The organism is Raineya sp. (assembly GCF_053497555.1).
In genome coordinates, this window is record NZ_JBRCWE010000003.1 from 21,612 (window position 1) to 48,589 (window position 26,978).

The window sequence follows — 26,978 nt, forward strand, 5'->3', positions numbered from 1 at the left end:
TTGCTTACAACAATGAGTTTGGGGTAAAATTAGCTTTCTAATTCAGTCATTTCAATAGGAATTTTGACAATTTGTCTTAAATCCTCACCTGTTTGGAGCATATCTTCATCTTCGGAGTCGTAATACCAAGAAACTCTCACTTTTTTGCCGTCTGCGTGCATTTTTTCTAATTTTTTCAGAATACCCAAAATATACATAGAAGAGCTTGTATTGAAATAGTCTAGCTTGAATGTGAAATGCGTTTGCTCTTGTGGGTTCTTGGCGTATTCATCGAGCCATTGCAATAATGGCTCATAGAACTGATACGAGTTTTCAGGAATTGACCTGCCCGCTAGTTCCATTTTACCACTTAAAGCATTAAAAAAAACTTTAGGCGTTTTATTAGTATTTTCTATTATCAAACTTTCCATATATTTTATGAAGGTTTAGCTTAGTACAACATCTTTTACACGAGCTACGGTCATACTCATCATAAAAAGTACGTGGTCTTGGTCGTATTCGGCAAAAGAATAGTTAATTTTATTTTGGGTGCGTCTTGCCATATCTATTAAGCCCAGACCTGCTCCTCGTGTGATGGATACCTTAGGATTTTCTAAAATATCCAAATAAACCTTTTGCAAATCTTCTGCCGACATCATATTTACGTTATCTATGCGTTTTTTTAAGGCTCGCATTCTATGTCCTGAAATGTAATTGCCTACTAAAACTTCATATTGATTTTGTTGAGCGGTAACAATCACAAAAGATTCATTTTCAAAGGATTTATCCAAGGATTCTTCAGCGAAATAATTTACGATATTTTGAATAGCCTCTACCAAAATGCTAATTACTTTCTTACGAATAGTTAGTTTTTCGTTGATAGAAGCCACATTTTTTTCGGCGAGCTTGACAAGATAAGTAACTGCATCACCATCAATACAGCCCTTGTAAGCGAGCAAGACCTTTTCTTTCTGAATAATTTGGTGATACCTATCCACAATAGACATAAGCTATGAAGATTTAATTTGCGGAAATTTTTGAAAATTTACGATAAAAAGCAAATTTTTTAGCAATCATTTGCTAAAATTTCTGCTATATGTAAGAATTTCAATGATATATTGTTTTTTTGAGCATAACTTTCCAAATGCATTAAACAAGAAAAATCAGTAGAAACTACATATTCGGTAGCAGTTTGAGAGGCATTTTGTAGTTTTTGTTCTGCCATAGCCGCTGAAATGGCAGGAAATTTCACCGCAAATGTCCCACCAAAACCGCAACAAGTTTCAGTGCTACTCATTTCAACAATTTCTAAACCTTTAATGTTTTGAAGCAATTTGCGTGGTGCATCACTGATGTAGCACTCTCTAAGAGCCGAACAAGAATCGTGATAGGTGATGCGATGCGGGAAGCAAACATTTTCTAACTGCTCTATGCCCAGCACATCTACCAAAAACTCACTGAGCTCAAAAGCTCTTTTCTGCAAACTATAATACTTGTCTAATTTTTTTTCGCTTTTCAAAATATCAGTGTAAGCGTTTCTAATCATTCCTATACACGAAGCCGAAGGAGCTACTACATAGGCATTTTCATCATCAAATTCATCAATGAATTTTTCGGCAACACTGCAAGCCTCTTTCCAAAAACCTGCATTGTAGGCAGGTTGCCCGCAACAAGTTTGTTTTGCCTTGTAACGTACCCTACAACCCACACTTTTGAGTACCTTGATGGTGTCCCAAGCAATTTTGGGGCGAACTTGGTCTATAAAACAAGGCACGAACAAATCTACAACAGGTGAATTTTTGGACATTCAAACATTTTTTGTGGTTACAAAGATAAGTTAAAATGTATATCAGGCAAGTGAGTATCAAAAAAAATTTATTTTTGCAAAAAATTTGCCTTACAACCTCTAATACGCCCAAAATGAAACAATTAAAGCAATTCAGCGAGGGTTCGCTTGCCATTACGCTTTTTTGGTGGAATCAGAAATTTATCTTGAAATTTGAACAAAATCAGCTTGAACAAACCTACAAGGTTAGCGAGCTGGAATACAGCGAAGCGGAAGTTTTAGAACTTGCTCAAAATCAGGAATTTTTAGGGTGTGTAAAAAAACGATTTGAGCAAATGTATAGCGACTTGCAAACGTATTTAGAAGCCTACTGAACACCTTTATAGCTCTGAAAGTCTTTCCAAAGAGCTTCAAAGAGCATATTACCAATAATTTCTGCTCCTTTGAGTGTGAAATGCGTGTAATCTTTACTTGCCAAGCCTTTTTCTACCCAAAGAGGCATTGTATTTTTGCCCCCCATTGCTTCGTACAAGTCCCAAAAGGCACAATCAGCTTGGAGAGCGATTCTTTTTTGGACTCTGCGTAAAATTTCTACCGCAGGATAAGTTTCAAAGCCATTTTCAGTTCTATAACTTCTGTCGGAGATACCCACAAGTACAAAAGAGGCTTGGGGAAAGGCTTTTTTTAAGAAAGCAATTTGTTCAAGCATTTTTCTTTCATAAAAACCAAAATCAGTGCTATTCATTGTTACATTTACCCCAAAATGTAAAATCACCAAACAAGGTTTGAGCTGTTCGGCTTGGGCTTGTAGGGTAGTGAGGTTCATTTTGTTAAATTCCAGCCCTGCACTGCCTCGCAAGGGAATATTATCTACGGTAATGCCTCGGTTACAATCCAACGCTACGCCATACATTTCGGGGCTTTTCGCCGATTGCCAAGTAATTTTTATTTCTGAAAACTCATTTTGCAAAGGAACAGACCAATAAATACTCTGCGGGGAAGGCTCAAAACTTTTTTGTGAAAGCTTATTTTCTCCTTCCCAAATATCTATCTGGGTTGGTGTTTGGGTGTTGCGAAAAAGAATTTTGATATTTTCTACTTTTTGAGCCTTTTCGCTTGCTTTGTCAGATTTACGAAAAATGGTATAGCTTGCTGTATCTTTTTCAGAATAAAGATAAGTTTGTCCTAAAATGCCATAGGTCTGATTTTTATGGGGCAGAGCTTTTCCGAGCAAAAAATAATTTTTGAGTTTTTCGTCATTTTCTTGCTGTATGCTAAACTTGATGTTGTTGGTATTGGTAAAACCTTGCAAACCCACTCCACAGCCCCCAAGTTTTTCTTGCAGAGCAGTTCGCAGGGTTGCTGTAATTCTGTCGCCTTCTATTTGTGAATCTGCAAAGTAAAAAATACGATAATGCTCACCAGCATTGTTTTCTAAATTTTGCAAAGCACCGAAAAATGCCTGAAGTGTTTTCAGATTATTCTGAGGATAGGCTAAAAAAGTTTTTTGCAGAAATTCTGCCTGAAGCGTATCTGTTGAGGTTCTTTGCTTGATTTTTTGACTATCCTTAGCTTGATAGCTTTTTGGGGGGAGTACAAGAGAGCTATGGCTGTAAGTGCTTTGTAGGCTATCAATCCATTTGTTTTTGGAATTTATTTCAGTTTTTTGTAAAAAATTTGTTTCTTTCTGAAAGGAATAGTGTTTGTCCCAAAATTTTCTGCTAAACTCAAAGCCTTTCCATAGGCTTATGAAAAATGCCACATATAAAAAAATACGTAGCGTTTGATAAACTGACTGCATTGTTATTTTTTCCCAAATTTTTTCTCAAAATACTGGTAGGCTTCATTGAGCTTTTGGCACAACTCTTCGGCGGTTTTGCGTTTGCTTTCGTTGTGATGAAAATTATCGGGGTGATATTTTTTCATTAGATTTTTGTACGATTTTCTGATTTCCTCAAAATTGCTACCTGCGGGAACTTCCAACCAAGCATAATACTTGAGTTCTTGTGTGTTTGAGTTTTGGTACGTGGAAGTTTTTTGGTGGCTTTGGTTCTGTTTCTGGTAAGATTGATACTCCTGCTGATATTTTTGATATTTGCGGTAGTTTTCTTCAAATTCTTCAAAGGCAGTTTTTTGCTTATGATTTTTTTCTTGGGACTCTCGTTCCTTTTTGCCAATACCTCTTTCCTCCAAAGCTTGGTCAATGGCATCATTGATGTAGGCTCTCAATATATCCCAAATTCTTTCGCTGAACATCTGGCTATAGAAATTTAGTTTCGTGAAAATTGACACTGAAACCTTCAATAAGGGGTGAAGGTTTCAGTGATAAATATGTTTCAAATTTTATACCAACTCTTTCATTTTGGCGATAGTATTTTCGGCACCTACATAAATTTGAGAGATAGAGGCTTCCATCATATAACAAGGACTGGTAACAATTTTATTGACTTTATCCACAAAAACATCATTTACGCTAACCATTACGGCAGTATTACCTGTTTGATTGATGCCTTCGCTGATAGCTTTAATGTCGTAAGGGGATTTTTCTATGGTATTGCCTACCGTAAGCTGTACGTTTGCAACACCTTCCAATGCCTTTGCCACCGTGGTAGGCGACATACAAACTGCCCCAATGGGTTTGCCTGCTTTGTAGAAATCTTGTATCACTTTCTTGATAGGCTCAATAATAGCCCCTGCGGGACCTTCAAAAGCCCATTTGGTAAAGTTTTTGGCTACGCCAAAACCGCCGGGCATCACCAAGCCGTCAAGTTCAGCAACGTTCAAATGAGCTACATCAACAATATTGCCGCGTGCTATGCGTGCCGCTTCTATGAGTACATTGCGTTTTTCGGACATTTCCTCGCCAGTAAGATGATTGATAACGTGGTGTTGTTCTACATTGGGGGCTGTGCAAACTGCTTCTATGCCCATTTTATCCATAGCAAGCAATACACTCACCGACTCGTGTATTTCAGCACCATCATACACGCCACAACCAGAAAGTAAAACTGCAAATTTGAGCTTCTTTTCCATAAAAATAAGATTTTTACTTGCGTAAGCAAATTACAAATTTTTAGCAAGAAAATAAACTTTCATCAAAAAAACTTATTCGGAATGTAAAATTTTCTATGTTTTTTGCGTTTTATTGAAAAAAAACTCTCGTATGGGAATAGCTGATTTGAGTCTTCGCCGACCTGTTTTGGCAATCGTAATGTCTTTGATTCTGATGCTTTTCGGGGGGATTGGATATAAGTTTCTGAGTGTCAGGGACTATCCTGCCATAGACCCGCCTGTTATTACGGTTCGTACTGCCTATACAGGTGCCAATTCTGATATTATTGAGAGCCAAATTACAGAACCTTTGGAAAAGGCTATCAATGGCATACAAGGTGTTCGTACCATATCTTCTACCAGTTCGCAAGGGGTAAGTAGCATAACAGTAGAGTTTGAGTTGGGCATAGATTTGGAAGCCGCCGCCAATGATGTACGCGATAAGGTGAGCCAAACTTTACGACAACTCCCACAAGATTTAGATGCTCCGCCTGTGGTTTCCAAAGCTGATGTTTCCGCAGACCCAATAATAATTTTAGCAGTACAGAGCAAGCAGTTCAATCTGTTTGAAATAAACGATTTTGCCGTGAATGTTTTGCAAGAGCGTTTGCAAACTATTCCCGATGTGAGTCGTATCAATATTTTTGGCGAAAAACGCTATGCAATGCGTTTATGGTTCAAGCCAGACCGACTGCAAGCTTACAATATCACCGTAAATGATATTCAGCAGGCTCTTTTGCGTGAGAATGTAGAATTGCCCGCAGGAAAAGTATTTGGCAATCAGACCGAACTTACTATTCGCACTTTGGGCAAACTTTCTACGGAAAAAGAATTTGAAGAAGTAATTATTCGTTCCAACAATGAAGGAATTGTCAGATTGAAAGATGTTGCCGAAGTAGAATTGGGGGTAGAAATTGAAGAAACGAATTGGAAACTCAATGGTAATGGGGGTTTGGCTATGGCGATTGTGCCACAACCCGGTTCTAATTATGTCAAGATTTCAAACGATTTTTACAAGCGTCTGGAAGAACTCAAAAAAGAAATACCCGAGCATATCCGCTTTGAAGTGCTGTATGATGTAACCAAATACATCAAAAAATCTATTGAGGAAGTAGCAGAAACCCTGCTGATAGCATTTGGATTGGTGGTGCTGATTATCTACCTCTTTTTTAGGAATTGGCTCATTGCTATTCGTCCATTGATAGATATTCCTGTTTCGCTGGTGGCAACTTTTTTCATAATGTATTTGGCAGGGTTTTCTATCAATATTCTTACAATGCTTGGAATTGTGCTTGCTACGGGTTTGGTAGTAGATGATGGCATTGTAGTTACAGAAAATATTTTCCGCAAATTGGAGCAGGGCTACCCTATTCGCCGAGCCGCCGCCGAAGGTACAAAAGAAATTGTATTTGCAGTTATTTCTACTTCTATTACCCTAGCGGTGGTTTTTTTACCTATAATGTTTTTACAAGGTTTTGTAGGAAGCCTCTTTCGTGAGTTTGGTGTAGTGGTAGCGGGTGCAGTGCTGATTTCGGCATTTGTTTCGCTTACACTTACACCTATTCTGAGTGTTTGGCTCAATCGTCCCAAAGATAAACCCTCTTGGTTTTATAGGGTTACAGAGTCATTTTTTACAGGAATGGAAAATTTTTACGCTAAAACTTTGCAGTTTTTTTTGCGTGTGCGTTGGGTGGGTATAGTGCTTGTGCTTGCTTGTTTGGGAATGATTTACTTTTTCTTGCAAAAAATCCCTTCCGAACTTGCTCCTATGGAAGATAGAAGCAATTTCCGTATGAGCGTAACGGCTCCCGAAGGGGTATCGTTTGATTATATGACCGAGTATGTAGATAGATTTGCCTCTTTTGTACGCGACTCTGTTCCCGAAGCAAAGGGCGTATTTAGTTCTACGGCACCCACTTTCATTGGAGGTGGCTCTAATACGGCTTTTGTAAGGGCTATTTTAGTAGAACCCAAAGAACGAAAACGTTCTCAGCAGCAAATAGTAGATTATGTAAATAAAAAACTATCGCAATTTAATGATGGTCGCATTTTTATAGTTCAGGAGCAAACTATTTCGGTGGGTTTGGGTTCGCGTGGGGCTTTGCCTGTGCAGTTTGTCATTCAAAACTTTGATTTTGAAAAAATCAAAAAGGTTTTGCCTATTTTTTTGGAAGAAGCCCGCAAAAGTGGAACTTTTCTGGCAGTTGATGCTAATCTAAAATTCAATAAACCTGAAATTGAAATTACGATTGATAGGCTCAAAGCCAAAGATGCAGGAGTAAGCACTGCCGATATTGCTGAGGCTTTGCAGGCGGCTTATAGTGGCAGGCGAATGGGATATTTTATTATGAATGGCAAGCAGTACCAAGTGATAGGACAAGTGAAACGTGAATTTCGTGATGAACCTACGGACTTAAGCCAAATATATTTGCGAAATAATAGGGGCGAACTTGTGCAGTTGAGCAATTTGGTAACTATTCGTGAAACAAGTAACCCACCTCAATTATTTCATTACAACCGCTATAAATCGGCAACGATTTCGGCTTCGCTGGCACCGGGTAAAACCATTGGCGATGGCATTGCTACTATGCAGGCAATAGGGAAAAAACTCTTAGATGATAGTTTTGCCACCTCGCTTTCTGGACCTTCAAGAGATTATGTAGAAAGTTCATCTAATACAGCTTTTGCGTTCTTTTTAGCACTTTTGCTGGTGTATTTGGTGCTCTCGGCTCAATTTGAAAGTTTCATAGACCCTTTTGTAATAATGTTTACGGTGCCTTTGGCTCTTGCGGGGGCTTTACTTAGCTTGTGGATTTTGGGGCAAACTATCAATATTTTTTCACAAATCGGTATGATTATGCTCATTGGTTTGGTTACCAAAAATGGTATTCTGATTGTTGAATTTGCCAACCAAAAGCAAGAGCAAGGTATGGAAAAAGGCAAAGCCTTGCTGGAAGCCTCCAAACAGCGTTTAAGACCTATTTTGATGACTTCGCTGGCAACAGTGCTTGGAGCCTTACCTATTGCTTTATCTTTGGGAGCGGCGGCACAGAGCCGTATGCCACTGGGAACCGTAATTGTAGGAGGGGTGCTGTTCAGCCTTATACTCACTTTGTATGTAGTACCAACAATGTATAGCTATCTTTCGCGTGCAAAAAAAGCTCATTTACAAGAAAATGAGCCAGTAGCAGAGGAACTCGTTTTGTAAAAATTGCTTCCCAAACTTGGGAGGCAATTTTTATACTACAACATTCACAATTTTTTTAGGAACGATAATTACTTTTTTAGCAGGTTTGCCATCAAGCCATTTCTGTACGATTTCGTTAGATAAAACAATCTTTTCAATATCGGTTTGTGGCAAATCCAAAGCAATTTCAATACTCGTACGTAGCTTCCCATTTACCGAAATAGGATAGTTGAAAGTGCTTTCTTGCAAATATTTTTCTTCATAGACAGGATAAGGAGCGAAATTGATGCTTTCCTTATGCCCAAGCAAATGCCAAAGCTCTTCTGTAATATGCGGTGCATAAGGGGCTAAAAGTACCAAAAGAGCCTCTAAAATAGCTTTTTTTTTGCATTTTAGGTCTGTAAGTTCATTTACGCAAATCATAAAGGTACTTACAGGAGTATTGAAAGAATATCGCTCAATATCTTCGGTTACACGCTTGATAGTATGATGTAAAATTTTGAGTTCGGCTTGTGTAGGTTCTTGCTCACTTACACTGAAATTGCCCTTTTCATCGTGAAACAAACGCCATAACTTTCGCAAAAACTTATGTGTTCCTTCTATTCCATTGGTATTCCAAGGCTTAAATTGCTCCAAAGGACCCAAAAACATCTCATACAACCGCAATGTATCTGCTCCATAACGCTCTACTACATTATCAGGATTGACTACATTATATTTAGATTTGGACATTTTTTCTACTTCTGCTCCGCAAATATACTTGCCATCTTCTAAAATGAACTCTGCATTTGCCAAATCAGGACGCCACTTGCGAAAAGCATCAATGTCTAAAATATCATTTTCTACAATATTTACATCAACGTGTAAGGCAACAGTTTCATAGCCCTCTCGCAAATTGTATGAAACAAACAGATTAGGCAACTCATATTCATTTTCAGGGAACTGAGTAAATTCTTCGCCCAACAAAGCCTTTTTTACCCTCATAACAGCTTCTTCTACATTCGTAAAAATCTCTTCTACCGAAACAAACATTACTTGGCAGGCGGGCATAAATTCAGCATATTTGCTCAGATAACTTTGCCAATTTTCTTTAATAATAGATTGTGAGCGAATTTCAACGGCAATTTTCTTTTCTTTATGAACAAAATCCAATTGCATATCACCGGGCAAGACATTTGCCTCAAAACCTAAGGGTAAAAGATATTCAGCAAGACGTTTGTGGGCTTGTGCCTCTTTGTAGAGTACCTTATACACAAAGTTACTTCGTCCTTGTATCATTCCCTGATTTATCATTTTTTGGAATGGTTCGGGAGAAGAAATATAACCCAAATCATAAAGAACCTTATTCCAAAAACGAGAATAAAGCAAATGCCCCGTGCCGTGTTCTGCACCACCAATGTATAAATCTACATTTCTCCAATACTGCTCTTTTTCTTTGCTTACAAACGCTTTATCGTTATGCGGGTCCATATAGCGAAGCCAATACCAACTGCTTCCTGCCCAGCCCGGCATAGTATTGAGTTCGTAATCATAAACACCTTGATACTTCCAATTTTCAGCCCTGCCAAGCGGTGGCTCTCCCGTTTCGGTAGGCAAGTATTTATCAATTTTGGGCAACACCAAAGGCAAATTGGCTTCAGCAATTAAGTGAGGTATGCCGTCTTTGAAATATACAGGTACAGGCTCGCCCCAATATCGCTGACGACTAAACACTGCATCACGCAATTTGTAGTTGATTTTACGCTTACCAAAACCATTTTTTTCGGCATATTCAATAGCTTTTTCAATGGCATCAGGGGTATCTAATCCATTCAAAAAGCCTGAATTTATCATTTTACCATACTTTTTTTCAGTTGGATTTTCCAAATGCTCTGTGCCTTCAATCACGGGAGTTATAGGTAAATCAAAAAATTTAGCAAAACGATAATCTCTATCATCAGAGCTTGGTACGCCCATCACTGCTCCTGTGCCATAACCTGCAAGCACATAATCCGATATCCAAATAGGAATAGGCTCTTGGGTAAAAGGATTGATAGCATACGCTCCTGTAAAGACACCTGAAACTATTTTTACCTCACTCATACGTTCTCGCTCACTCCGATTGATAGCCTTTTCTATGTAGGCTTCAACTTCTGCTTTTTGCTCGTGGGTAGTAATTTCACTGACAAGTTCGTGTTCGGGTGCAAGCACTAAAAAAGTAACTCCAAAAATAGTATCTATACGGGTAGTAAAAACGGTGATAGTTTTGGAGAGGGGGTTGTGGGTGAGGTAAAAACGAACCTCAGCCCCCATACTTTTGCCTATCCAATTTCTTTGAACTTCTTTGATGCTTTCAGACCAATCCAGAGTTTCCAAATCTTGTAATAAGCGTTCTGCATAAGCAGTTATTCTCATCATCCATTGTCGCATTAGTTTGCGTTCTACGGGATAGCCACCTCTTTCCGAAACGCCGTCCTTTACTTCGTCATTGGCAAGTACTGTTCCAAGTGCGGGGCACCAATTCACATAAGCATCGGCAAGATAGGTAAGGCGATATTTCAAAAGAATATCAGAACGCTCTCTTTCAGAAAAATTCTTCCACATTTCAGCTGTAAAAGCAGGGGTATCTTCATCACAAGCGGCTTGCACTTCTAAATTCCCGTTTCTTTCAAACTCAGCAATAAGTGTGTGGATATGTTCGGCTTTGTTAGTTTTTTGATTGTACCAAGCCTCAAACAAACGCATAAAAATCCATTGCGTCCATTTGTAATAGTTCGGGTCAGAAGTTTGTACTTCTCTGCTCCAATCGTAAGAAAAGCCAATATTTTTGAGTTGTTCTTTGTAACGCTTGATGTTTTCGGCAGTAGTGATAGCAGGGTGCTGTCCTGTCTGGATAGCATATTGTTCGGCAGGCAACCCGAAACTATCAAAACCCATAGGGTGCAATACATTAAAGCCTTTGGCTCTTTTGTAACGGGCAACTACATCAGAGGCAATATAGCCAAGCGGATGCCCTACGTGCAACCCTGCTCCCGAAGGATAGGGAAACATATCCAAAACATAATATTTAGGCTTCGAAGTGTCTTCTTTGGTTTGGTAAATATGGTTTTCTTCCCAATATTTTTGCCATTTAGCCTCAATTTCTCGGAAATGATATTCTGCCATAGAGGTTGAAATTTTGTAATAATTGGCAAAGTTAGCACTTTACCCCAAATTCACCAAAATTGGAAAAAGTCAATATCAAAAAAATTGCTTTATCGCTACGGAAATATGCCAAAACATTTATCTTTGTAGCATAAATTATGCTTCTATACGCGTAATTGTTTAAGTATAGTTTGCAGTAAGGAAACAGGATTTTAGAAATCAGACAGAAAAAATGAGAGATAAAGCCCTTAAAGATTTGAACATCAAACGCTAAACTCATATGCAATATTGGCTTTTGAAATCTGAACCCTTCAAATATAGCTGGGAGCAGTTGCTTCAAGATGGTTCTACATTTTGGGACGGAGTGCGTAACTTTCAGGCTCGCAACAATTTGAAAGCTATGAAGCAAGGAGATTTAGCGTGTTTTTATCATAGCAACGAAGGTAAAGAAATTGTTGGGATTGTGAAAATTATCAAAGAAGCCTATCCCGACCACACCACCGATGAACCCGATTGGGTAATGGTTGATGTAGCCCCTGTATGTAGTTTGAAAAAACCTGTTAGTTTGGCAACCATAAAGGCTCATCATATTTTACAAAATATGGCTTTGGTAAGGCAGAGCCGTCTTTCCGTGGTGCCGCTTACCCAAGAGGAGTTTGACCTTATTTGTGAAATCGGAGAAGTTGATGTAAATTTGCTAAAAAACATCTAAAAATTTGAAAAAACATCTACTCACGTTTATATTTTGCTTGATTACGAGCTTTATTTTTGCTCAAAAAATCACTATCACGGGCAAGCTGGCAGATGCCAAAACCCAAGAACCGCTGATAGGAGCTATTGTACGCCTTTCGCAAAATAAGCAAATCGGAACCGTAACAGACGAAAACGGTAATTTCAAATTATCCTTCAATTACCTCAAAGATTCCCTTGTATTTGAATACACAGGCTATAAAACCAAAAAAGTAGCCTTTACTACCCAAGCTCAGCAGGTTTTTAGCCTACTTTTGGAAGAAGATACCCAAGAAATTGAGGAAATTACTGTGGTTCCCGGCGAAAATCCTGCTTATGCTATTTTAAGAAAGGTTGTAAAAAACAAAAGCAAAAACGATAAACGCCGAGCCAAATTCTATGAATGTGATATCTACAATCGTATAGAGGGCTATGTAAATGATAACGAAAAAGGTATTAGCAATTTGCGTGTAATGAAAGATATGAGTCGTGCCGCCGCTACCATTCCCAACTTGCGAGATAGCAAAGGTAAAGTGCTAATACCTATTTTGGCGAGTGAGAGTTTTTCACGCTACTATTATATGGGTAAGCCCGAAAAAGAGCGTGAAGATGTAAAAGTAACGAATTTATCAGGTATTGGGCTGGAAAATGCCGAAGGGATTGGACAAATTTTTACAGGTGGCAAGCTCAACGACTACAACTTTTATCGCAATCAAATGAACATTCTGGATAAGTATTTTACTTCGCCTATTGCTGATGGCTGGCGATTGAAATATGATTATGACCTTTTGGATAGTGTTTTGGTGGATAAAGATACTTGTTATGTGCTAAATATTGTACCTCGTAACCGACAAGATTTGGTTTTTGAAGGCAAAATGTGGATAAGTAAAAGCGACTATGCCCTCAAAAAAATTGACGTACAAATGACCAAAGAGGCGAATATCAATTTTATCAAAGGCTTAAAAATCAGGCAAACGGCTTTTCGTAGTAGCGAAGGATATTGGCTTCCTGAAAAAGTTGATTTTGAAGTGGAAGTGTCAGAATTTTCGGAAATTATCCCTAATATTTACGTGCGTACCCATACGCAATACCACAATTATCTGCTCAACGAAGTTCGTGAAAAGAGTTTTTATGACGAACCCCCATTACCCCCCAACAACGAAAACAAAGATACCAGCTATTGGAATATTTACAGAAAGAACGATAGCTCTTTGGTAAGCAAAGTAAATGTGTATCAGATAATAGATTCCCTGAAAACCATTCCTTCGGTGCAACGCTATACCACTATCCTCACCGTACTTACTACGGGGTATTATGAAATGAAAGGCATTGATTTGGGGCATTATGCACGTTATTATGCTTGGAATGATATTGAAGGGCATCGTTTCAATATTGGTTTCCGCACCAATCGCTTTTTGAGCAAAAATTTCACTTTCAAAACAAGAGTAGGTTATGGCTTACGCGACCAAAAGGGTAAATATTTTGTGGAAGTAAGTCAGATTCTTTCCCGAAAGTTTTTCACCAAAGCTACTTTCAGCCGAACCGAAGACATTGAACCGCTGATTTTCCTGAACCAATTTGAGAATCTACCCGATATTTTCATAGCTTCCAATCGCTTTTTTACACTTTCGGGGCGAAAACCTTTTTTCAAAAAAGAAAATCTTTTTTCCATAGAAAGTGCTATTCACCCTTCCTTTACAGAAAAGCTAACTTTCCGAACTCGGCAACTGACACCCTTGCACGGATTTGCCTATAAAGTTCCTGAAAGTGCCGATTTGCGTACAGAAATCAATACTACCGAAGTGGTATTGCAAACCACTTTTCGCAAAGGAGGAAATCGGATTCGCTTGTTGGATAATAGCGAAATTACCATTGGAGGAGGTTCTTCACCTAAATTTACACTTACCACCGCTTGGGGGCTAAAAGGCTTTGCAGGCGGAGATTTTAACTATCAACAAATTCAGCTGGATATTTCCAAGTACAATGCCCGCATTTTGGGTATCGGACACGCCAATTATTTCATCAGTGCAGGCTACTATTTTGGGCAGGTGCCATTTCCTTTGCTTCGGGCTCATTTGGGCAATAATACCCCTTTTCTGATAGAAAAAGCCTTCAACCAAATGAGCGGCTTTGAGTTTGTGAGCGACCATTATGTAGCTTTGCATTACGCACATTACTTTGAAAATCTGATTTTCAGTCGTTTGCCACTTTTCAAGAAAGCGAATAAATTTTTGGATTGGCGTTTGGTTCTAAGTCTGAATGCAGTTTATGGTGGGTTAAGGCAAGAAAACAAAGATTTAATCGCAGATTTTGATATTTTTGGTAGCCCTTTGCCGCCTATTCAGAGTCTCAACTATCAGATGCCTTATGTGGAAGTGGGGTACGGGATAGATAATATTCTAAAATTTTTCCGTGTAGATTTTTTTCATAGGCTTACTTATCTGAATTTAGATACCGCCAAACCCTTTGGGATAAAATTTTCCGCTCAAATTAAGTTGTGATTTTTTGAAAAAAATTGCATATTTCGCCCAAACCTTATAGCCTTGAAGCCCAACGCTCTGATATGTACGCAAACAGGAGAGGAGTATCCGCTTGATGAGCCTATCTGGCAAAGCCCCGAAGGTCATCTTTTGGATATTCGCTTTCGTCCTTTTCTGGATAAAACTTTCACTCGCACTCGCCCTGCCAATTTGTGGCGTTATAGAGAGGCTATTCCTATCGGAAAAGAAGAAAATATCGTTAGTTTTGGTGAAGGAGCAACCCCTATGCAAAAAATCAATATTGCAGGGGTAGATGTACATTTCAAGTTAGATTTTTTGTTTCCGACAGGCTCTTACAAAGATAGAGGCAGTGCAGTGCTTATCAGTAAAATTAAAGAACTTGGCATAAGGCACGTAGTTCAAGATTCTTCGGGGAATGCAGGAAGTTCCATAGCCGCCTATTGTGCCAAAGCGGATATTGCTTGCGATATTTACGTGCCGAAAGGAGTTTCGGAGGCAAAGCTTGCTCAAATTCGGGCTTTTGGGGCTAATGTAAAAATCATTGACGGCTCTCGTGAAGATACAGCTCAGGCGGCTTTGGAAGCGGCAAAAAATAGCTACTATGCCAGTCATTGCTGGAATCCATTTTTCTTTCAAGGAACAAAAACCTTTGCTTTTGAAGTAGCCGAGCAACTTGGCTGGAAAGCCCCTGATGTGGTTATTTTACCCGCAGGGAACGGCACTTTGCTTATCGGGGCATATATCGGCTTTCGGGAGCTAATGAAGGCAGGCATTACAGATAAAATTCCTAAAATAATTGGCGTACAAGCCGCCAATTGCTCACCGCTGTACGAAGCCTACAACGAGGGTTTGCCCTACATTCCCGAAATAGAAACTTTACCTACTCTCGCCGAAGGCATAGCAATAGCCAAACCTGTACGTGGTAAGCAAATGTTGCAATACGTGGAACTGACCGAAGGTATTTTCTTATCTGTAAGTGAAGAGGAAATTAAAGAAGCATTACTGCTGATGTGCAGTAGGGGGTATTTCATTGAGCCTACTTCGGCGGCGGTAGTGGCAGGGGTGCAAAAATATGTGGAGCAGTTCTGGGAAAATGAAAAAATTGTTTCGGTGCTTACAGGTTCAGGCTTGAAAGCGGTAGATAAAATCGCCAAAATCGTAAATAGATAGCCTTATGCGTTTTTTTGCTTTGTTTCTTTTGTATTTGCCTTTTCTATCGCTTGCTCAAACCCTTAGCCAAGAACAAGCCCAAAGACTTGCCCAACTGCCTTTGAAATGCTTGGAACAAGAATACCCCAACAAACTCAATCAGGTGCTTGCAGATGAAAAAGACTTAGAAAGTCCCAAAAATTTACACCCTGCTTTTTATGGCTGTTTTGATTGGCACTCGGCGGTACACGGGCATTGGAGTTTGGCATATTTGCTTCGTAAATTTCCAAACTTGCCTCAAAAAGAGGAGATTATCCAAAAACTTTCTGCTCATCTTTCGGTGAGCAACATTCAAAAAGAAATCGCTTATTTTGCCAAAAAACACGAATACGCTTTTGAGCGAACTTATGGCTGGGCTTGGCTTTTGGCTTTACAACAAGAACTGAATACACACCCCGAGCCACGATTGCAAAGTTTAGCAAATCATCTGCAACCACTTTCCGATTTGCTGGTAGCTCGTTATCAGGAGTTTTTGCCAAAGCTGTTGTACCCAATACGCGTAGGTACGCATACAAACACTGCTTTTGGAATGAATTTGGCTTGGGATTATGCCGTTGCTACCCAAAATGCTACTTTTCAGGAACTTTTGCGAAAAGAAGCTCAAAGGCTCTTTGGTAAAGATGTAGCTTGTCCTTTTGCTTGGGAGCCAAGTGGCACTGATTTCCTTTCGCCTTGCATAGAGGAAATGGCTCTGATGATGAGAGTTTTGCCCAAGCAAGCCTTTTTAGAGTGGGCAAAAAAGTTTGCACCTGCGTTGTTTCAAAAAAATTTTCGTTGGGAAGTTGCCAAAGTATCAGACCGCAAAGATGGTCATCTGGTTCATCTGGGCGGCTTGAATTTCAGTAGGGCTTGGAATTTGTTTGATTTGGCAAGTCGTTATAGCGAATTGGCTCATTTACAAAAAGTAGCCGAAGAACACTTGCGTTTTTCTTTGCCTGTTATCACAGACGGCAACTACGAAGGTGAGCATTGGCTTGCTTCTTTTGCGTTGCGGGCATTTTATTTCTTGGAAGCAGGAAACAAAAAATAGGGATTGGTTCGGGCGAAATTTAAGTTTTTTCAAACCATTACGTTTTGCCATTTTTCAGTTTTCTGCCAAGTGAGCAACTCTACATTTTCGCCATCAAAAGTGGCATAGGTGCAATGATAAATCCACTCGCCAATATTGATATAATGAGCGTTCTTGCCTACGGATAAAAATAAGGGTAAATGCCTATGCCCGAAAATATAATAATCTCGGTGTTTGAGAGCCTCTTGTTCTTTGCAGTATGTCCATAGCCACTCGTCATCTCCTAAAAATTTTTCAGCTCCCTTTTTTTCACTTTGCAATCGGCTATGCTTTGACCAAAACTGAGCCAGTGCAATGCCCCAATCGGGGTGAATTTGCCTGAAAAGCCACTGGCAGAGCTTATTGGCAAAAATTTTTTTCAGAATTTTATATTTGGTATCACCAGGTCCCAATCCATCGCCGTGTCCTATCAAGAAAGTTTTTTGGTTGATGCTGATTTCAATGGGATTGCGGAAAATAGGAATACCAAGTTCTTTGGTAAAATAATCAAAGAGCCACATATCGTGGTTGCCTGTGAAAAAAACAATGGGGATATTTCGGTCTAAAATTTCAATCAGTTTTGCCTGAAAGCGAATGAAGCCTTTGGGGATGGCGTGTTTGTATTCAAACCAGAAATCAAAAATATCGCCGAGCAGGAAAATAATTTGAGCATCGTGGCTTATTTGCTCTAAAAAATCGCAGATTTTTTGCTCTCTTTCGTGGCTATTGCGTACCCCCAAATGGAAATCGGAAGCGAAATAAACTTTTTTTCCTGCTTGTAGTGTAATATTCGTTGAAAAATCAGGCATAAAGGTTTGGTACAAAACTGCAAAAGAAGGCTTTAATTTCTAACAATCTGGCTATTGGTGATTTGGATTTTCTTTAATGTATTCTGAAATTTTTGGGCTTCTGCCATTGACTTAAAAACGCCTAAAACAAGTACGGTGCCGCCACATTCTGTTTGCACTTGAAAAGTTCCCGATTGATTTTCAGTTTTTTTCTGATTTTTTTTAGGGCTTTCTTTTTGAGGCGTAGAAGGTATTTCATCAGTTTCTTGACTATTCATTTCGGCTCTTTTCTGCTCTAAATCTTTGATTTTGGCACGCAGTTGAGCTATTTCAGCATTTTTCTGTGAAATTTGTCGTTCATTGCCTTCAATACCTGCTTCTAAACTTTGCAGTTCTTTTTCTTTGGCTTCCTTGCTTTCTACCAATGCCTTGAATTGTTCGGCAGTGGTTTCTTTTTTACGTTTTTCCCACTGACGCAAAAGGGCTTTTTCTTCTTTGCTCAATTCTTGGGCAAAAGCACTAAATACTGCTCCCAAACAGACTATTACACCGAATAATTTTGCTTTCATACCTAATAAATTTTGTATCAAGAAGTAATTATTTATTATTTACGTTCAAAAAGTTTGATGTTTGAAGTTCAAGAGTCCAAGGGCTTTTTCTGTGTTTGACATCAATTGTGTAAAATATAGTTTCTTTACTGCAAACTATAAAACAATTACAAGAAACTATTTAACTTCCTTCAGAGGCACTCTCACGCCGTCTTTGTATGCAACAATCCAGCCACCTTTTACACCAATTTCAGGCAAGCAATTCTTGAAGCTGTCGGCTTTTTCAAAATTTCTAAAATTACCCAAAGTGTATTTTTTCATTTTGCCGTCTTGCTCTACTCTTAAATCGTATTCATTGCTTACAGCGAGGTCTAATTTGTCGGAAGCGGCAATTTGCAAGCGAAATACCACCCCTTTGTCAAAATTTTCTTTGCTTGCAGTAGAGGTATTGTTGTAGTTGGTGGGTTCTGTTTTAGTATTGCTTGCAGAATTAGCAGAAGCAGTGGGTTTCCCCCCAAGTTCTTTTTCTAGTTCTTGTACTCTTTTCTGTAAAAGATTGATTTCCTCATTTTTAGCACTAACAAGAGCTTGAGTTTCAGCAAGTTCTTTTTTGGTCTTACTGATGCGTGCAGGTAAAAGGCTATTTGCCTCCGAAATAGCTTTGAATTCTTCTACCGAAGTTTTTTCTAATTTTTCACGCCAAATTTTTTCTTGTTCTTTGTCTAATGCTTGCCCCCAAAGCAGTAACGAGTAGCACCAAATTCCAAGTAATACAGCAACTTTTTTCATAAATTTTGTTCAATTTTAACAAAAGCTACAATTTTTTGCTCAAAATTACAAAAAATCAAGGAAAATTTTTCAAAAATTCCTACCTTTGAATGGGGTTTGTTGGTTTCTTTGGGAAAAATTTTTATTAAAAAGCCCCTATAAGGCTCGTTTTTTGCTCCAAGTTTTGAGCCTATTCTTATAAACTATTTTTCAGGTAAAATTGTCATTATTTCGTAAAAACCTTAAAACTTATGCCCGAAATTCGTTGGTTGTTTCGTCCTACACCTGACCCAATAATGGTAAAAAATTTTATGAAAGAAACGGGGGCAGATGAAGTTGCCGCTTATTTGCTTGTGCAAAGAGGAGTTACTAATTATGAGGAAGCTCGTCTTTTTTTTAACCCCAGAATAGAACATTTGCACAACCCATTTCTGATGAAAGATATGGACAAAGCTGTTTTGCGTTTGGAGCAGGCTTTTGAAAATAATGAAAAAATTATGATTTACGGCGACTACGACGTAGATGGCACAACTTCGGTGGCTTTGGTGTATCAATTTTTCAAAAGGGTTTTCCCTGATAAAAATAACTTTGATTTTTACATTCCCGACCGCTACAAAGAAGGTTATGGCATTTCCAAACAGGGAATAGATTATGCCAAAGAAAATGGCTTTACGCTTATGATAGCTCTGGATTGCGGTATTAAATCCATAGAACTTGTAGAATATGCCAAATCAAAAGGTATTGATTTTATTATTTGCGACCACCATTTGCCCGGTGCCGAAATTCCCAAAGCCGTAGCTGTTTTAGACCCCAAACGCCCCGATTGTCAGTATCCTTACAAAGAGCTATCGGGTTGTGGAGTAGGGTTCAAACTTTTGCAAGGCTTTTCTTTGCATAAGAAAATAACACAAGAGCATCTGCACCAATTTTTGGATTTGGTAGTAGTAAGCATTGCTTGCGATATTGTACCCATTACAGGCGAAAATAGAGTGCTTGCTTTTTGCGGACTTGATAAACTAAACAGCAGACCTCTGCGAGGTTTGCGAAAACTTCGGGAAGTAGCAGGCTATGGCGAAGATAAAGCAATGAGCATTACGAATGTAGTTTTTGGCATAGGACCGCGTATCAATGCCGCAGGCAGAATAGAACACGCCCGTAATGCGGTAAAAGTGCTTTTAGCTGAAAATGAGGAAGAAGCTAAACGATTTGCTGAAATTATCCACGAACATAACCAAGACCGCAAAGACCTTGACAAGTCTATTACCCAAGAGGCTTTACAAATGATTGAGGCTCAAAACCTACAAAATGCCAAAACTACCGTACTATTCAAGCCCGATTGGCACAAAGGCGTGATTGGTATTGTGGCATCGCGTTGCATAGAACATTATCACCGACCAACCATTATTCTTACCCAATCTAATGGCAAAATAGCTGGTTCGGCTCGCTCTGTTCACGATTTTGACGTTTATGAAGCCATTGAGGCTTGTGCCGATTTGCTTGAGCAATTTGGTGGGCATAAACACGCCGCAGGACTTACGCTCAAACTTGAAAATTTGCGTGCTTTTCAAGAAAAATTTGAGCAGGTAGTAGCATCTCGTATCAAGCCCGAACAACTTTCTCCCCACTTGGAAGTAGATATGAAACTGCCACTCAAAAATGCGACAGATAAGTTTATGCGTATGTTGAACCAACTTGCTCCTTTTGGACCTGGGAATATGCAACCGCTGTTTGTTTCGGAAGATGTAAGAGTCCTTCCTGAAAGTGTCTCGCTGGTAGGCAAAGAAGACCCCAAAACTCATCTCAAATTCAGAGTAAAGCAAGAAAATTCGGCGGTGTTTGATTGTATTGCATTCGGAATGGGACATTTAGCCGAAGAGTTACGCACAGGGAAGCCCTTTCATATTTGCTATCATTTGGAAGAGAATCATTACAGGGAAAATACAACACTCCAATTGCGAATTAAGGATATTAAGTGGTAAGATTTATGCACCCAATTCATTATATCAAATTAGAGAACTTCAAAATTTTTGAGCAAGAGACATTTATTCCTTTAAGCAATTTATCAGTGCTTATCGGTGCAAATAATTCAGGGAAAACATCAGTTATTCAAGCTCTTTCCTTGTGGAGTTGGGCTATTCAGACTTGGATTGAGAAGAAGAAAAAATCAAAATCACTTAAAGAAAGAGGGGTGGCACTTTATAGAAAAGAAATCCCTCAAGTTATGATTAAAGAAATGCGATTTTTTTGGCATAAAGCAAAAATTCGTAAGGATAGTAACACCAATACTGAACTGAAAATTAAAGTAGGTCTATTTTGGAAAAATCAGTTACAAGAAGTAGGGGTTTTATTCAAATATCATAGTCCTGAGATTATTTATTGCCAACCTGATGAAAAAAGTTTAGCCAACAAAGAAATATTAGAATATGCTGAACAAATAAAAATAAATTTGCTTTATCCCATTGTAGGAATGAAGCCAGAAGAAGATTATTTAGGTTATGGCTCTATTCAAAGAATTATTGGACAAGGGCAAGCGGCTTCTGTGATTAGAAATATTTGCAATTATCTTTACGAAAATGATAAAGCAAAATGGCAAGAGTTGGTAAATTTGATAAAAACGCTCTTTGCAGTAGAACTAAAAAAACCAATTGTACTACCTAATGGATTGATAGAACTCTATTTCAACTATGCTACAAAAGAGCTAAAAAGTATTCAAGATTTAGATATTTCTCTTGCTGGTTATGGACAGCAACAAATGTTGCTTGTTATAGCTTATTTGCTTGCCAATCCAAATTCTGTTTTGATGATTGATGAACCTGATGCTCATTTAGAAATTTTGCGGCAGAGTCAGATTTTTGCCTTGCTGAAATATCTTGCCCAAAAGTATAGCTCTCAGATAATCATTGTAACACATTCTGAAGTTATTTTGAATGAAGCAGAGCATGTCATTTTTCTGCAAACAGCAAATGCTCAAGAAATTTCAAATCAAAACAATGAAACTAAATTTGTAAAAGAGGCACTTAGACATTTTGGTATTGAACATTACTATAAAGCTCAAATTAATCCACACATCTTGTATGTAGAGAGTAGTAGCGATTTAGAAATCTTACGTGCATTTGCTAGAAAACTCAATCACCCCGCATTAAACACTTTGAATGGATTACTAAACTATTATTTCATAAAAAACGAAATATCGGAAGAAACCATTGAAGATGAATTGGGTAGAATATCAGGAGGGTATCGCTCTTGTAAATCACATTTTCAGGCAATCAAAAGCGTTGTACCTCGTCTGAAAGGCATTGGTATTTTTGATAGCGATGCCCAAAAACGCCAAAATGAAATCAATGACCATTTGGCTATTCTTTTCTGGGAAAGATATGAAATAGAAAATTACTTCATAACACCTCAAACTATTGAGGCTTTTGCTAGGAAAGAGTGGGAAAAAAGATTAGGGAGTATTTTTTCGGAGTACATTCAGCAAAAGGTAGAAAGGTTACGAAACATTATTGAAAGTGAATTGATTTTACCCGTGTTAAATCAAGACTTGCAAGCACTGCAAGATTTTAAAGATTTGACTATAAACTTACAAAATCAGCAATTTCAAAATATGGCAGTCAATCATAAATTGAGTAAGTTGTTGGAGAACGTGTTTAATAGGTTATCAGAACTTGAAAAAGAACCTTTATTACTCACTAAATCAAACTTTTATGTACTGATAGACTTTTTGAATAATATTAATGAGGAAGTTAAAAAAAAGTTAGATATGATACAAAAGTATTTGGAAAATTAAGTTAGAGAAAAACTTTTATGTTCAGCTTTGTGTTAAAAATTCAAAAAAGCAAATTTATGAAACTTGCAAAATTTTTTTGGGTAGCTTTCTTAGTGATAGCTTTACAAGCACAAGCCCAACAGATTATGCTTTCGGGTATGCTGATTGATAAGCATACCAAAACACCAGTTTCGGGGGTTCGGGTAATCAATTATACTGCTAGTCGTGGTACAATTTCCAACGAAAAAGGAATGTTTAGTTTGCGGGTTAGTGCAGGAGATAGCCTAATTATTCGTTCTGCTCATTATAGAACAGCCTTTTACAAAGTGCCTACCAAGCAGGAAGAATCTTATTCTGTCATTTTGCCCCTGGAAGAAGCTGTTGAAACTATTGCTCCTATTCAAGTTTTTCCTTATTCCGATGAGCATACCTTTCGCGAGGCTTTCTTGAATATGGAAACTGAAACTGACGAAGTAAAAGCAATGAGAGAAAATTTAGATAAGGGCAAAATGTTAGATGCTTCTCGCAAGATGTCCCAAGATAGTCAAAATTCCGCCCAACAGCAGTTACAAATGCAATCAATGAAACCTGTAACGAGTAGCTCTTTGCCTACGCTCAATGTTTTTAGTCCTTCGGCTTGGCGAGAGTTCAAAAGACAACTCAAAGAAGGTAAAAATGAAAAAGAACGGCAAGAGAAAAACTATAAGAAGTAAGCAGAAACTATCTCATAGCGAGATAGTTTCAATAATACTTTTGAGTAAAAATTCGCCGTCAGTATTTCCGAGCAGAGCATTAGAGGCTCTTTCAGGGTGAGGCATCATTCCCATTACATTGCCTTTTTTATTGCAAACACCTGCAATATTTTCCAAAGAGCCATTGGGATTGGCTTCTTTGGTGATTTCGCCATTTTCATCGCAATACCTGAAAATTACTTGTCCATTGGCTAAAATTTCTTGTAAATCTTTTTCGGGAGCATAGAAACGCCCTTCCCCGTGAGCAATGGGAATTTTATAGGCTTTTTTGCGAGGCAATTTGTAGGTGATGAGTGTATCATCGTTTTGAGGGCGAATAAATACATTTTTGCAAATATACTTTTGCGAAGTATTTTTGAGCAAAACACCGGGCAGAAGACCTGCTTCGGTGAGTATCTGAAAGCCGTTGCAAATGCCTAAAACAAAGCCCCCTTTTTCAGCAAAATCAACAATTTCACTCATAATAGGCGAAAAGCGGGCTATTGCTCCTGTACGCAGATAATCTCCATACGAAAAGCCACCGGGTAATACGATAAAATCACAGCCTTGCAAGTTTTTTTCTTTGTGCCAAAGTTTTACTACTTTTTGCCCTAAACTTTCAAGGGCATCAACCATATCATCATCACAATTGGAGCCAGGGAAAACAACTACGCCAAATTTCATTGCTGAAAAAATTTTTTCGCAATATACGGAAATCCGAATTTTATGCAGAAATTTAAGGCAAATTTTCAAGCAATTTTTTAATTTATGGCTTTTTTCTAAAGTCTAAAACACAAAAATATGCAAATAGAAATCATCAATGGGGCAAATCTGAACCTTTTGGGCAAAAGAGAACCGCATATTTACGGTTCGGACACTTTTGAGATGTACTTGGAAAAATTACAAAAAAAATATCCACAAGCAGAAATTGGCTATTTCCAGTCCAATATTGAAGGCGAACTTATCAATCGCTTACACGAAGTAGGTTTTTCGGCAAAAGGTATTATTTTGAACGCAGGAGCCTATACACATACTTCTATTGCCCTTGCCGATGCAATTCGTTCTATACAATCGCCTGTGATAGAAGTGCATATTTCAAATATTTTTGCTCGCGAGGCTTTTCGGCACAAAAGTTATATTTCTATGGTGGCGGCAGGGATTATTTCGGGTTTGGGCTTGCAGGGTTATGATTTGGCAATAGAATATTTTTTGAACAAGTAATCAGTAAGTCTCAACACAATGAAAGTTTGTTTTGCAACCAACAACTCGCACAAAATTGCCGAAGTGCAAGCCATTGTAGGCAAAAAATTTGAACTTGTTTCGCTTGCCGAAGTCGGCTGTTTGGAAGAGTTACCCGAAACAGGAAATACTCTGGAAGAAAATTCTGCTCAAAAAGCGGAATATGTCTGGCAAAAATACCAAATCCCTTGTTTTGCAGATGATAGCGGTTTGGAAGTGGAAAGCCTTGCCAATGCACCAGGGGTGCATTCGGCTCGCTATGCGGGTTTGCCCAAAAATGATGAAAAAAATATAGCTTTGCTTTTGCAAAATTTGCAAAACAAACCCAATCGTAAAGCTCAATTTCGGACTTGTATTACACTCATTACAGCAAAAGGAAAGTGGCAATTTGAAGGCATTGTAAAAGGGAAAATTTTAGAGGAAAAACGAGGCTCACAAGGTTTCGGCTACGACCCTGTTTTTTTACCCGAAGGCTATGGACTAACTTTTGCCGAAATGAATATGCAAGATAAAAATGCTATCAGCCATAGGGCTATTGCTGTGAAAAAATTAGCAGATTTCTTGGAGGCTAATCCGCATATTTTCTGAAAGATTTGTCTTTTGGCTAATTTTTTTCAAACTTTGGGGCAAAATCAAAAAATAGACCAATGCTTTCCTATATTATCTGGAACATTCACCCCGAATTTATCCGAATTGGTGCTATACGAGCCGCTTGGTATGGCTTGCTGTTTGCATTTGCTTTTCTTGCAGGGCAGTACATTTTGGGCAAAATATTCAAAATTGAAGGTAAAACCGAAGACGATTTAGCGACTTTTTCGTTCTATGTTATCATTGCCACCGTAATAGGGGCAAGACTCGGACACGTACTTTTCTACCAACCTGATTATTATTTTAGCCATCCAATAGATATTTTTAAGGTTTGGGAAGGCGGACTTGCCAGCCACGGTGCCGCTATGGGTATTTTGCTGGCGGTGTATCTTTTTAGCCGAAAATATAAAGTTTCTTATCTGTGGATTTTGGATAGGCTTGTGATAGTGGTAGCTTTGGGAGGTTGTTTTATACGTTTAGGCAACCTGATGAACTCTGAAATTATTGGGAAACCTTCCAATATACCTTTTGCTTTTGTTTTTGCCAACAGATGGATTGATAATGCTTTGGAAAGCTATGATGAAAGCTATCAGATAGGTTACAAGCGAAATTTTACCGAAAAAGCAGATTTCAAAGATACCACTATCAATGGCATTCGGCTTGTACCTTTACGGGTGCATACGTATTTTGATGCTGAAAAAGTTTCTCAAAGCGAAGCTATGCAGTTCTTGCAAATGAATATTCCTGTAATAGTAAGCAAAAACAAAGATGTAGCCGAACACGTTGTTTTAAGTCCGAAGCCTAATTTTTCAGCGACAGAAAACGATAAAGAGATAGAAGTAACCTGGCAAGCCTATGGCATACCTCGCCACCCTTCACAACTCTATGAAAGTATTTCCAGCTTGTTATTATTTGCTTTTTTACTTGCTTTGTACTATCGTTACAAACAAAAAACACCCGAAGGCTTGATTTTCGGACTTTTTTTGATTATCTTGTTCTCGCTTAGATTTTTGTACGAATTCCTCAAAGAAAACCAAGTAGAAGGCGAAAATGCTATGCAACAAGCCATTCAACTAAACTTAGGACAACTACTCAGTATTCCTTTTGTGCTTGTAGGTTTTTGGCTTCTTATTCGTCTGAAAAAAACTAAAAAGACAGATTTATGAAAACGAAAGAAGAAATTGTACGCGACTGGCTACCACGCTATACAGGAATGCCCTTAGAGCTATTTCGCCCTTATATTTTGCTCACAAACTTTCGCAATTATGTAGATATGTTTGCTGAAAAATTTAATGCACCTATCTATGGCGAAGAGAAACCTATGCAAGCCGTAAGTAGCGATGAACTTACGCTAATCAATTTTGGTATGGGTAGTGCTATGGCGGCAACGGTGATGGATTTGCTATTGGCAGTTGCTCCTAAGGCTGTTTTATTTTTGGGTAAATGTGGTGGCTTGAAGCGAAAAACCCAAGTAGGCGATATGATTTTGCCTATTGCCGCTATACGAGGCGAAGGTACAAGTGCCGAATATATGCCCCCCGAAGTGCCGTCTTTGCCTTCGTTCCGTTTGCTTCGTTCTGTTTCGTCAATGATAAAAAAACACGAGTTAGACTACTGGACAGGTACGGTTTATACTACCAATCGCCGCGTATGGGAACACGACGAGGAATTCAAAGAATATTTGCGTAAAATACGTGCCGCCGCTATTGATATGGAAACGGCTACTATTTTCACCGTGGGTTTTATCAATGAAATTCCAAGAGGGGCTTTGCTACTGGTTTCTGATAATCCAATGATTCCCGAAGGCGTAAAAACCAGTGAAAGTGATAAAAAAGTTACTGCTCAATATGTAGAAAAACACCTTCAAATTGGTATAGATGCTCTTTTGGAACTGGCTCATTCAGGAGAATCGGTAAAACATTTGAGGTGGGATTGAA

24 protein-coding genes are annotated in these 26,978 nt (G+C 38.5%); 13 read left to right on the forward strand and 11 right to left on the reverse strand.

Annotation, left to right across the window (positions count from 1 at the left end):
- Nucleotides 1-29: 29 nt before the first annotated feature.
- From ACWITO_RS00200 to ACWITO_RS00210, 3 genes are read right to left on the reverse strand one after another with little or no spacing between them, the layout of a single operon-like run.
- Nucleotides 30-410, reverse strand: coding sequence for a DUF1987 domain-containing protein (locus tag ACWITO_RS00200; protein ID WP_448527986.1), 381 nt, complete (start codon nt 408-410; stop codon nt 30-32).
- Between the two features lie 15 nt (nt 411-425).
- Nucleotides 426-986 carry a SiaB family protein kinase gene (locus ACWITO_RS00205; protein WP_448527987.1) on the reverse strand — a complete coding sequence of 187 codons (561 nt, stop codon included), beginning with the start codon at nt 984-986 and terminating at the stop codon, nt 426-428.
- A 59-nt stretch (nt 987-1,045) separates the two neighbouring features.
- Nucleotides 1,046-1,786: a (Fe-S)-binding protein gene (locus ACWITO_RS00210; RefSeq protein ID WP_448527988.1), complete on the reverse strand. Its 741-nt coding sequence runs from the start codon at nt 1,784-1,786 to the stop codon at nt 1,046-1,048.
- Nucleotides 1,787-1,860: 74 nt separating this feature from the next.
- Between ACWITO_RS00210 and ACWITO_RS00215 the strand changes: the two genes are divergently transcribed.
- Nucleotides 1,861-2,139: a hypothetical protein gene (locus tag ACWITO_RS00215; protein WP_448527989.1), complete on the forward strand. Its 279-nt coding sequence runs from the start codon at nt 1,861-1,863 to the stop codon at nt 2,137-2,139.
- Here ACWITO_RS00215 and ACWITO_RS00220 read toward each other — a convergent pair.
- The 3 genes from ACWITO_RS00220 to elbB form a co-directional block, all read right to left on the reverse strand.
- On the reverse strand, nt 2,133-3,566 hold the full coding sequence (locus ACWITO_RS00220; protein WP_448527990.1) for a hypothetical protein: 1,434 nt from the start codon (nt 3,564-3,566) through the stop codon (nt 2,133-2,135). The two genes, ACWITO_RS00215 and ACWITO_RS00220, sit on opposite strands and share 7 nt — an antisense overlap.
- A gap of 2 nt (nt 3,567-3,568) precedes the next feature.
- The gene (locus ACWITO_RS00225; RefSeq protein WP_448527991.1) at nt 3,569-4,021 is read right to left on the reverse strand and encodes a J domain-containing protein; all 453 of its coding nucleotides are present in this window, start codon (nt 4,019-4,021) and stop codon (nt 3,569-3,571) included.
- Between the two features lie 87 nt (nt 4,022-4,108).
- A complete protein-coding gene (gene elbB / locus ACWITO_RS00230; RefSeq protein WP_448527992.1) occupies nt 4,109-4,798 on the reverse strand; it encodes an isoprenoid biosynthesis glyoxalase ElbB in 690 nt (229 codons plus the stop codon).
- 130 nt (nt 4,799-4,928) lie between these two features.
- Here elbB and ACWITO_RS00235 point away from each other — a divergent pair, with 130 nt between their 5' ends.
- On the forward strand, nt 4,929-8,024 hold the full coding sequence (locus ACWITO_RS00235; RefSeq protein WP_448527993.1) for an efflux RND transporter permease subunit: 3,096 nt from the start codon (nt 4,929-4,931) through the stop codon (nt 8,022-8,024).
- Between the two features lie 30 nt (nt 8,025-8,054).
- Here ACWITO_RS00235 and ACWITO_RS00240 read toward each other — a convergent pair whose 3' ends face one another.
- Nucleotides 8,055-11,147, reverse strand: a complete 3,093-nt coding sequence (locus ACWITO_RS00240) for a leucine--tRNA ligase (RefSeq protein ID WP_448527994.1) — start codon at nt 11,145-11,147, stop codon at nt 8,055-8,057.
- A gap of 259 nt (nt 11,148-11,406) precedes the next feature.
- Between ACWITO_RS00240 and ACWITO_RS00245 the strand changes: the two genes are divergently transcribed.
- Genes ACWITO_RS00245 through ACWITO_RS00260 form a run of 4 tightly spaced genes read left to right on the forward strand, consistent with a single transcriptional unit; the run spans nt 11,407 to nt 16,595 of the window.
- A complete protein-coding gene (locus ACWITO_RS00245) occupies nt 11,407-11,838 on the forward strand; it encodes an EVE domain-containing protein (RefSeq protein WP_448527995.1) in 432 nt (143 codons plus the stop codon).
- A 4-nt stretch (nt 11,839-11,842) separates the two neighbouring features.
- Nucleotides 11,843-14,356 carry a DUF5686 family protein gene (locus tag ACWITO_RS00250; RefSeq protein WP_448527996.1) on the forward strand — a complete coding sequence of 838 codons (2,514 nt, stop codon included), beginning with the start codon at nt 11,843-11,845 and terminating at the stop codon, nt 14,354-14,356.
- A 42-nt stretch (nt 14,357-14,398) separates the two neighbouring features.
- Nucleotides 14,399-15,526 (forward strand): threonine synthase, encoded by a 1,128-nt coding sequence (gene thrC, locus ACWITO_RS00255; RefSeq protein WP_448527997.1) that lies wholly within the window; start codon nt 14,399-14,401, stop codon nt 15,524-15,526.
- A 4-nt stretch (nt 15,527-15,530) separates the two neighbouring features.
- A complete protein-coding gene (locus ACWITO_RS00260; RefSeq protein ID WP_448527998.1) occupies nt 15,531-16,595 on the forward strand; it encodes a DUF2891 domain-containing protein in 1,065 nt (354 codons plus the stop codon).
- A gap of 29 nt (nt 16,596-16,624) precedes the next feature.
- Here the strand turns inward: ACWITO_RS00260 and ACWITO_RS00265 are convergent, their stop codons facing one another.
- The 3 genes from ACWITO_RS00265 to ACWITO_RS00275 all read right to left on the reverse strand — a co-directional run bounded on the left by ACWITO_RS00265 (nt 16,625) and on the right by ACWITO_RS00275 (nt 18,738).
- Nucleotides 16,625-17,422, reverse strand: a complete 798-nt coding sequence (locus tag ACWITO_RS00265) for a UDP-2,3-diacylglucosamine diphosphatase (RefSeq protein WP_448527999.1) — start codon at nt 17,420-17,422, stop codon at nt 16,625-16,627.
- 32 nt (nt 17,423-17,454) lie between these two features.
- Nucleotides 17,455-17,970, reverse strand: a complete 516-nt coding sequence (locus ACWITO_RS00270; protein ID WP_448528000.1) for a hypothetical protein — start codon at nt 17,968-17,970, stop codon at nt 17,455-17,457.
- A gap of 156 nt (nt 17,971-18,126) precedes the next feature.
- Nucleotides 18,127-18,738 (reverse strand): hypothetical protein, encoded by a 612-nt coding sequence (locus ACWITO_RS00275; protein ID WP_448528001.1) that lies wholly within the window; start codon nt 18,736-18,738, stop codon nt 18,127-18,129.
- Between the two features lie 230 nt (nt 18,739-18,968).
- Between ACWITO_RS00275 and recJ the strand changes: the two genes are divergently transcribed.
- The 3 genes from recJ to ACWITO_RS00290 are packed head-to-tail and all read left to right on the forward strand — an operon-like array spanning nt 18,969 to nt 23,196.
- Complete coding sequence (gene recJ / locus ACWITO_RS00280) at nt 18,969-20,696, forward strand: single-stranded-DNA-specific exonuclease RecJ (protein ID WP_448528002.1); 1,728 nt, start codon at nt 18,969-18,971, stop codon at nt 20,694-20,696.
- A gap of 5 nt (nt 20,697-20,701) precedes the next feature.
- Entirely contained in the window at nt 20,702-22,504 is a 1,803-nt protein-coding gene (locus tag ACWITO_RS00285; protein WP_448528003.1) for an AAA family ATPase, read from the forward strand.
- A gap of 56 nt (nt 22,505-22,560) precedes the next feature.
- Nucleotides 22,561-23,196, forward strand: a complete 636-nt coding sequence (locus ACWITO_RS00290; RefSeq protein WP_448528004.1) for a carboxypeptidase-like regulatory domain-containing protein — start codon at nt 22,561-22,563, stop codon at nt 23,194-23,196.
- 12 nt (nt 23,197-23,208) lie between these two features.
- On the opposite strand, the gene purQ is transcribed toward ACWITO_RS00290, so the two are convergent.
- Entirely contained in the window at nt 23,209-23,898 is a 690-nt protein-coding gene (purQ, locus tag ACWITO_RS00295) for a phosphoribosylformylglycinamidine synthase I (protein ID WP_448528005.1), read from the reverse strand.
- Nucleotides 23,899-24,015: 117 nt separating this feature from the next.
- Between purQ and aroQ the strand changes: the two genes are divergently transcribed.
- From aroQ to ACWITO_RS00315, 4 genes are read left to right on the forward strand one after another with little or no spacing between them, the layout of a single operon-like run.
- Nucleotides 24,016-24,435: a type II 3-dehydroquinate dehydratase gene (gene aroQ, locus ACWITO_RS00300; RefSeq protein ID WP_448528006.1), complete on the forward strand. Its 420-nt coding sequence runs from the start codon at nt 24,016-24,018 to the stop codon at nt 24,433-24,435.
- 18 nt (nt 24,436-24,453) lie between these two features.
- Nucleotides 24,454-25,041: a non-canonical purine NTP diphosphatase gene (locus ACWITO_RS00305; protein ID WP_448528007.1), complete on the forward strand. Its 588-nt coding sequence runs from the start codon at nt 24,454-24,456 to the stop codon at nt 25,039-25,041.
- A 59-nt stretch (nt 25,042-25,100) separates the two neighbouring features.
- A complete protein-coding gene (locus tag ACWITO_RS00310; protein ID WP_448528008.1) occupies nt 25,101-26,207 on the forward strand; it encodes a prolipoprotein diacylglyceryl transferase in 1,107 nt (368 codons plus the stop codon).
- Complete coding sequence (locus ACWITO_RS00315; RefSeq protein WP_448528009.1) at nt 26,204-26,977, forward strand: AMP nucleosidase; 774 nt, start codon at nt 26,204-26,206, stop codon at nt 26,975-26,977. The genes ACWITO_RS00310 and ACWITO_RS00315 overlap by 4 nt, the downstream gene beginning before the upstream one ends.
- Nucleotide 26,978: the final 1 nt, after the last annotated feature.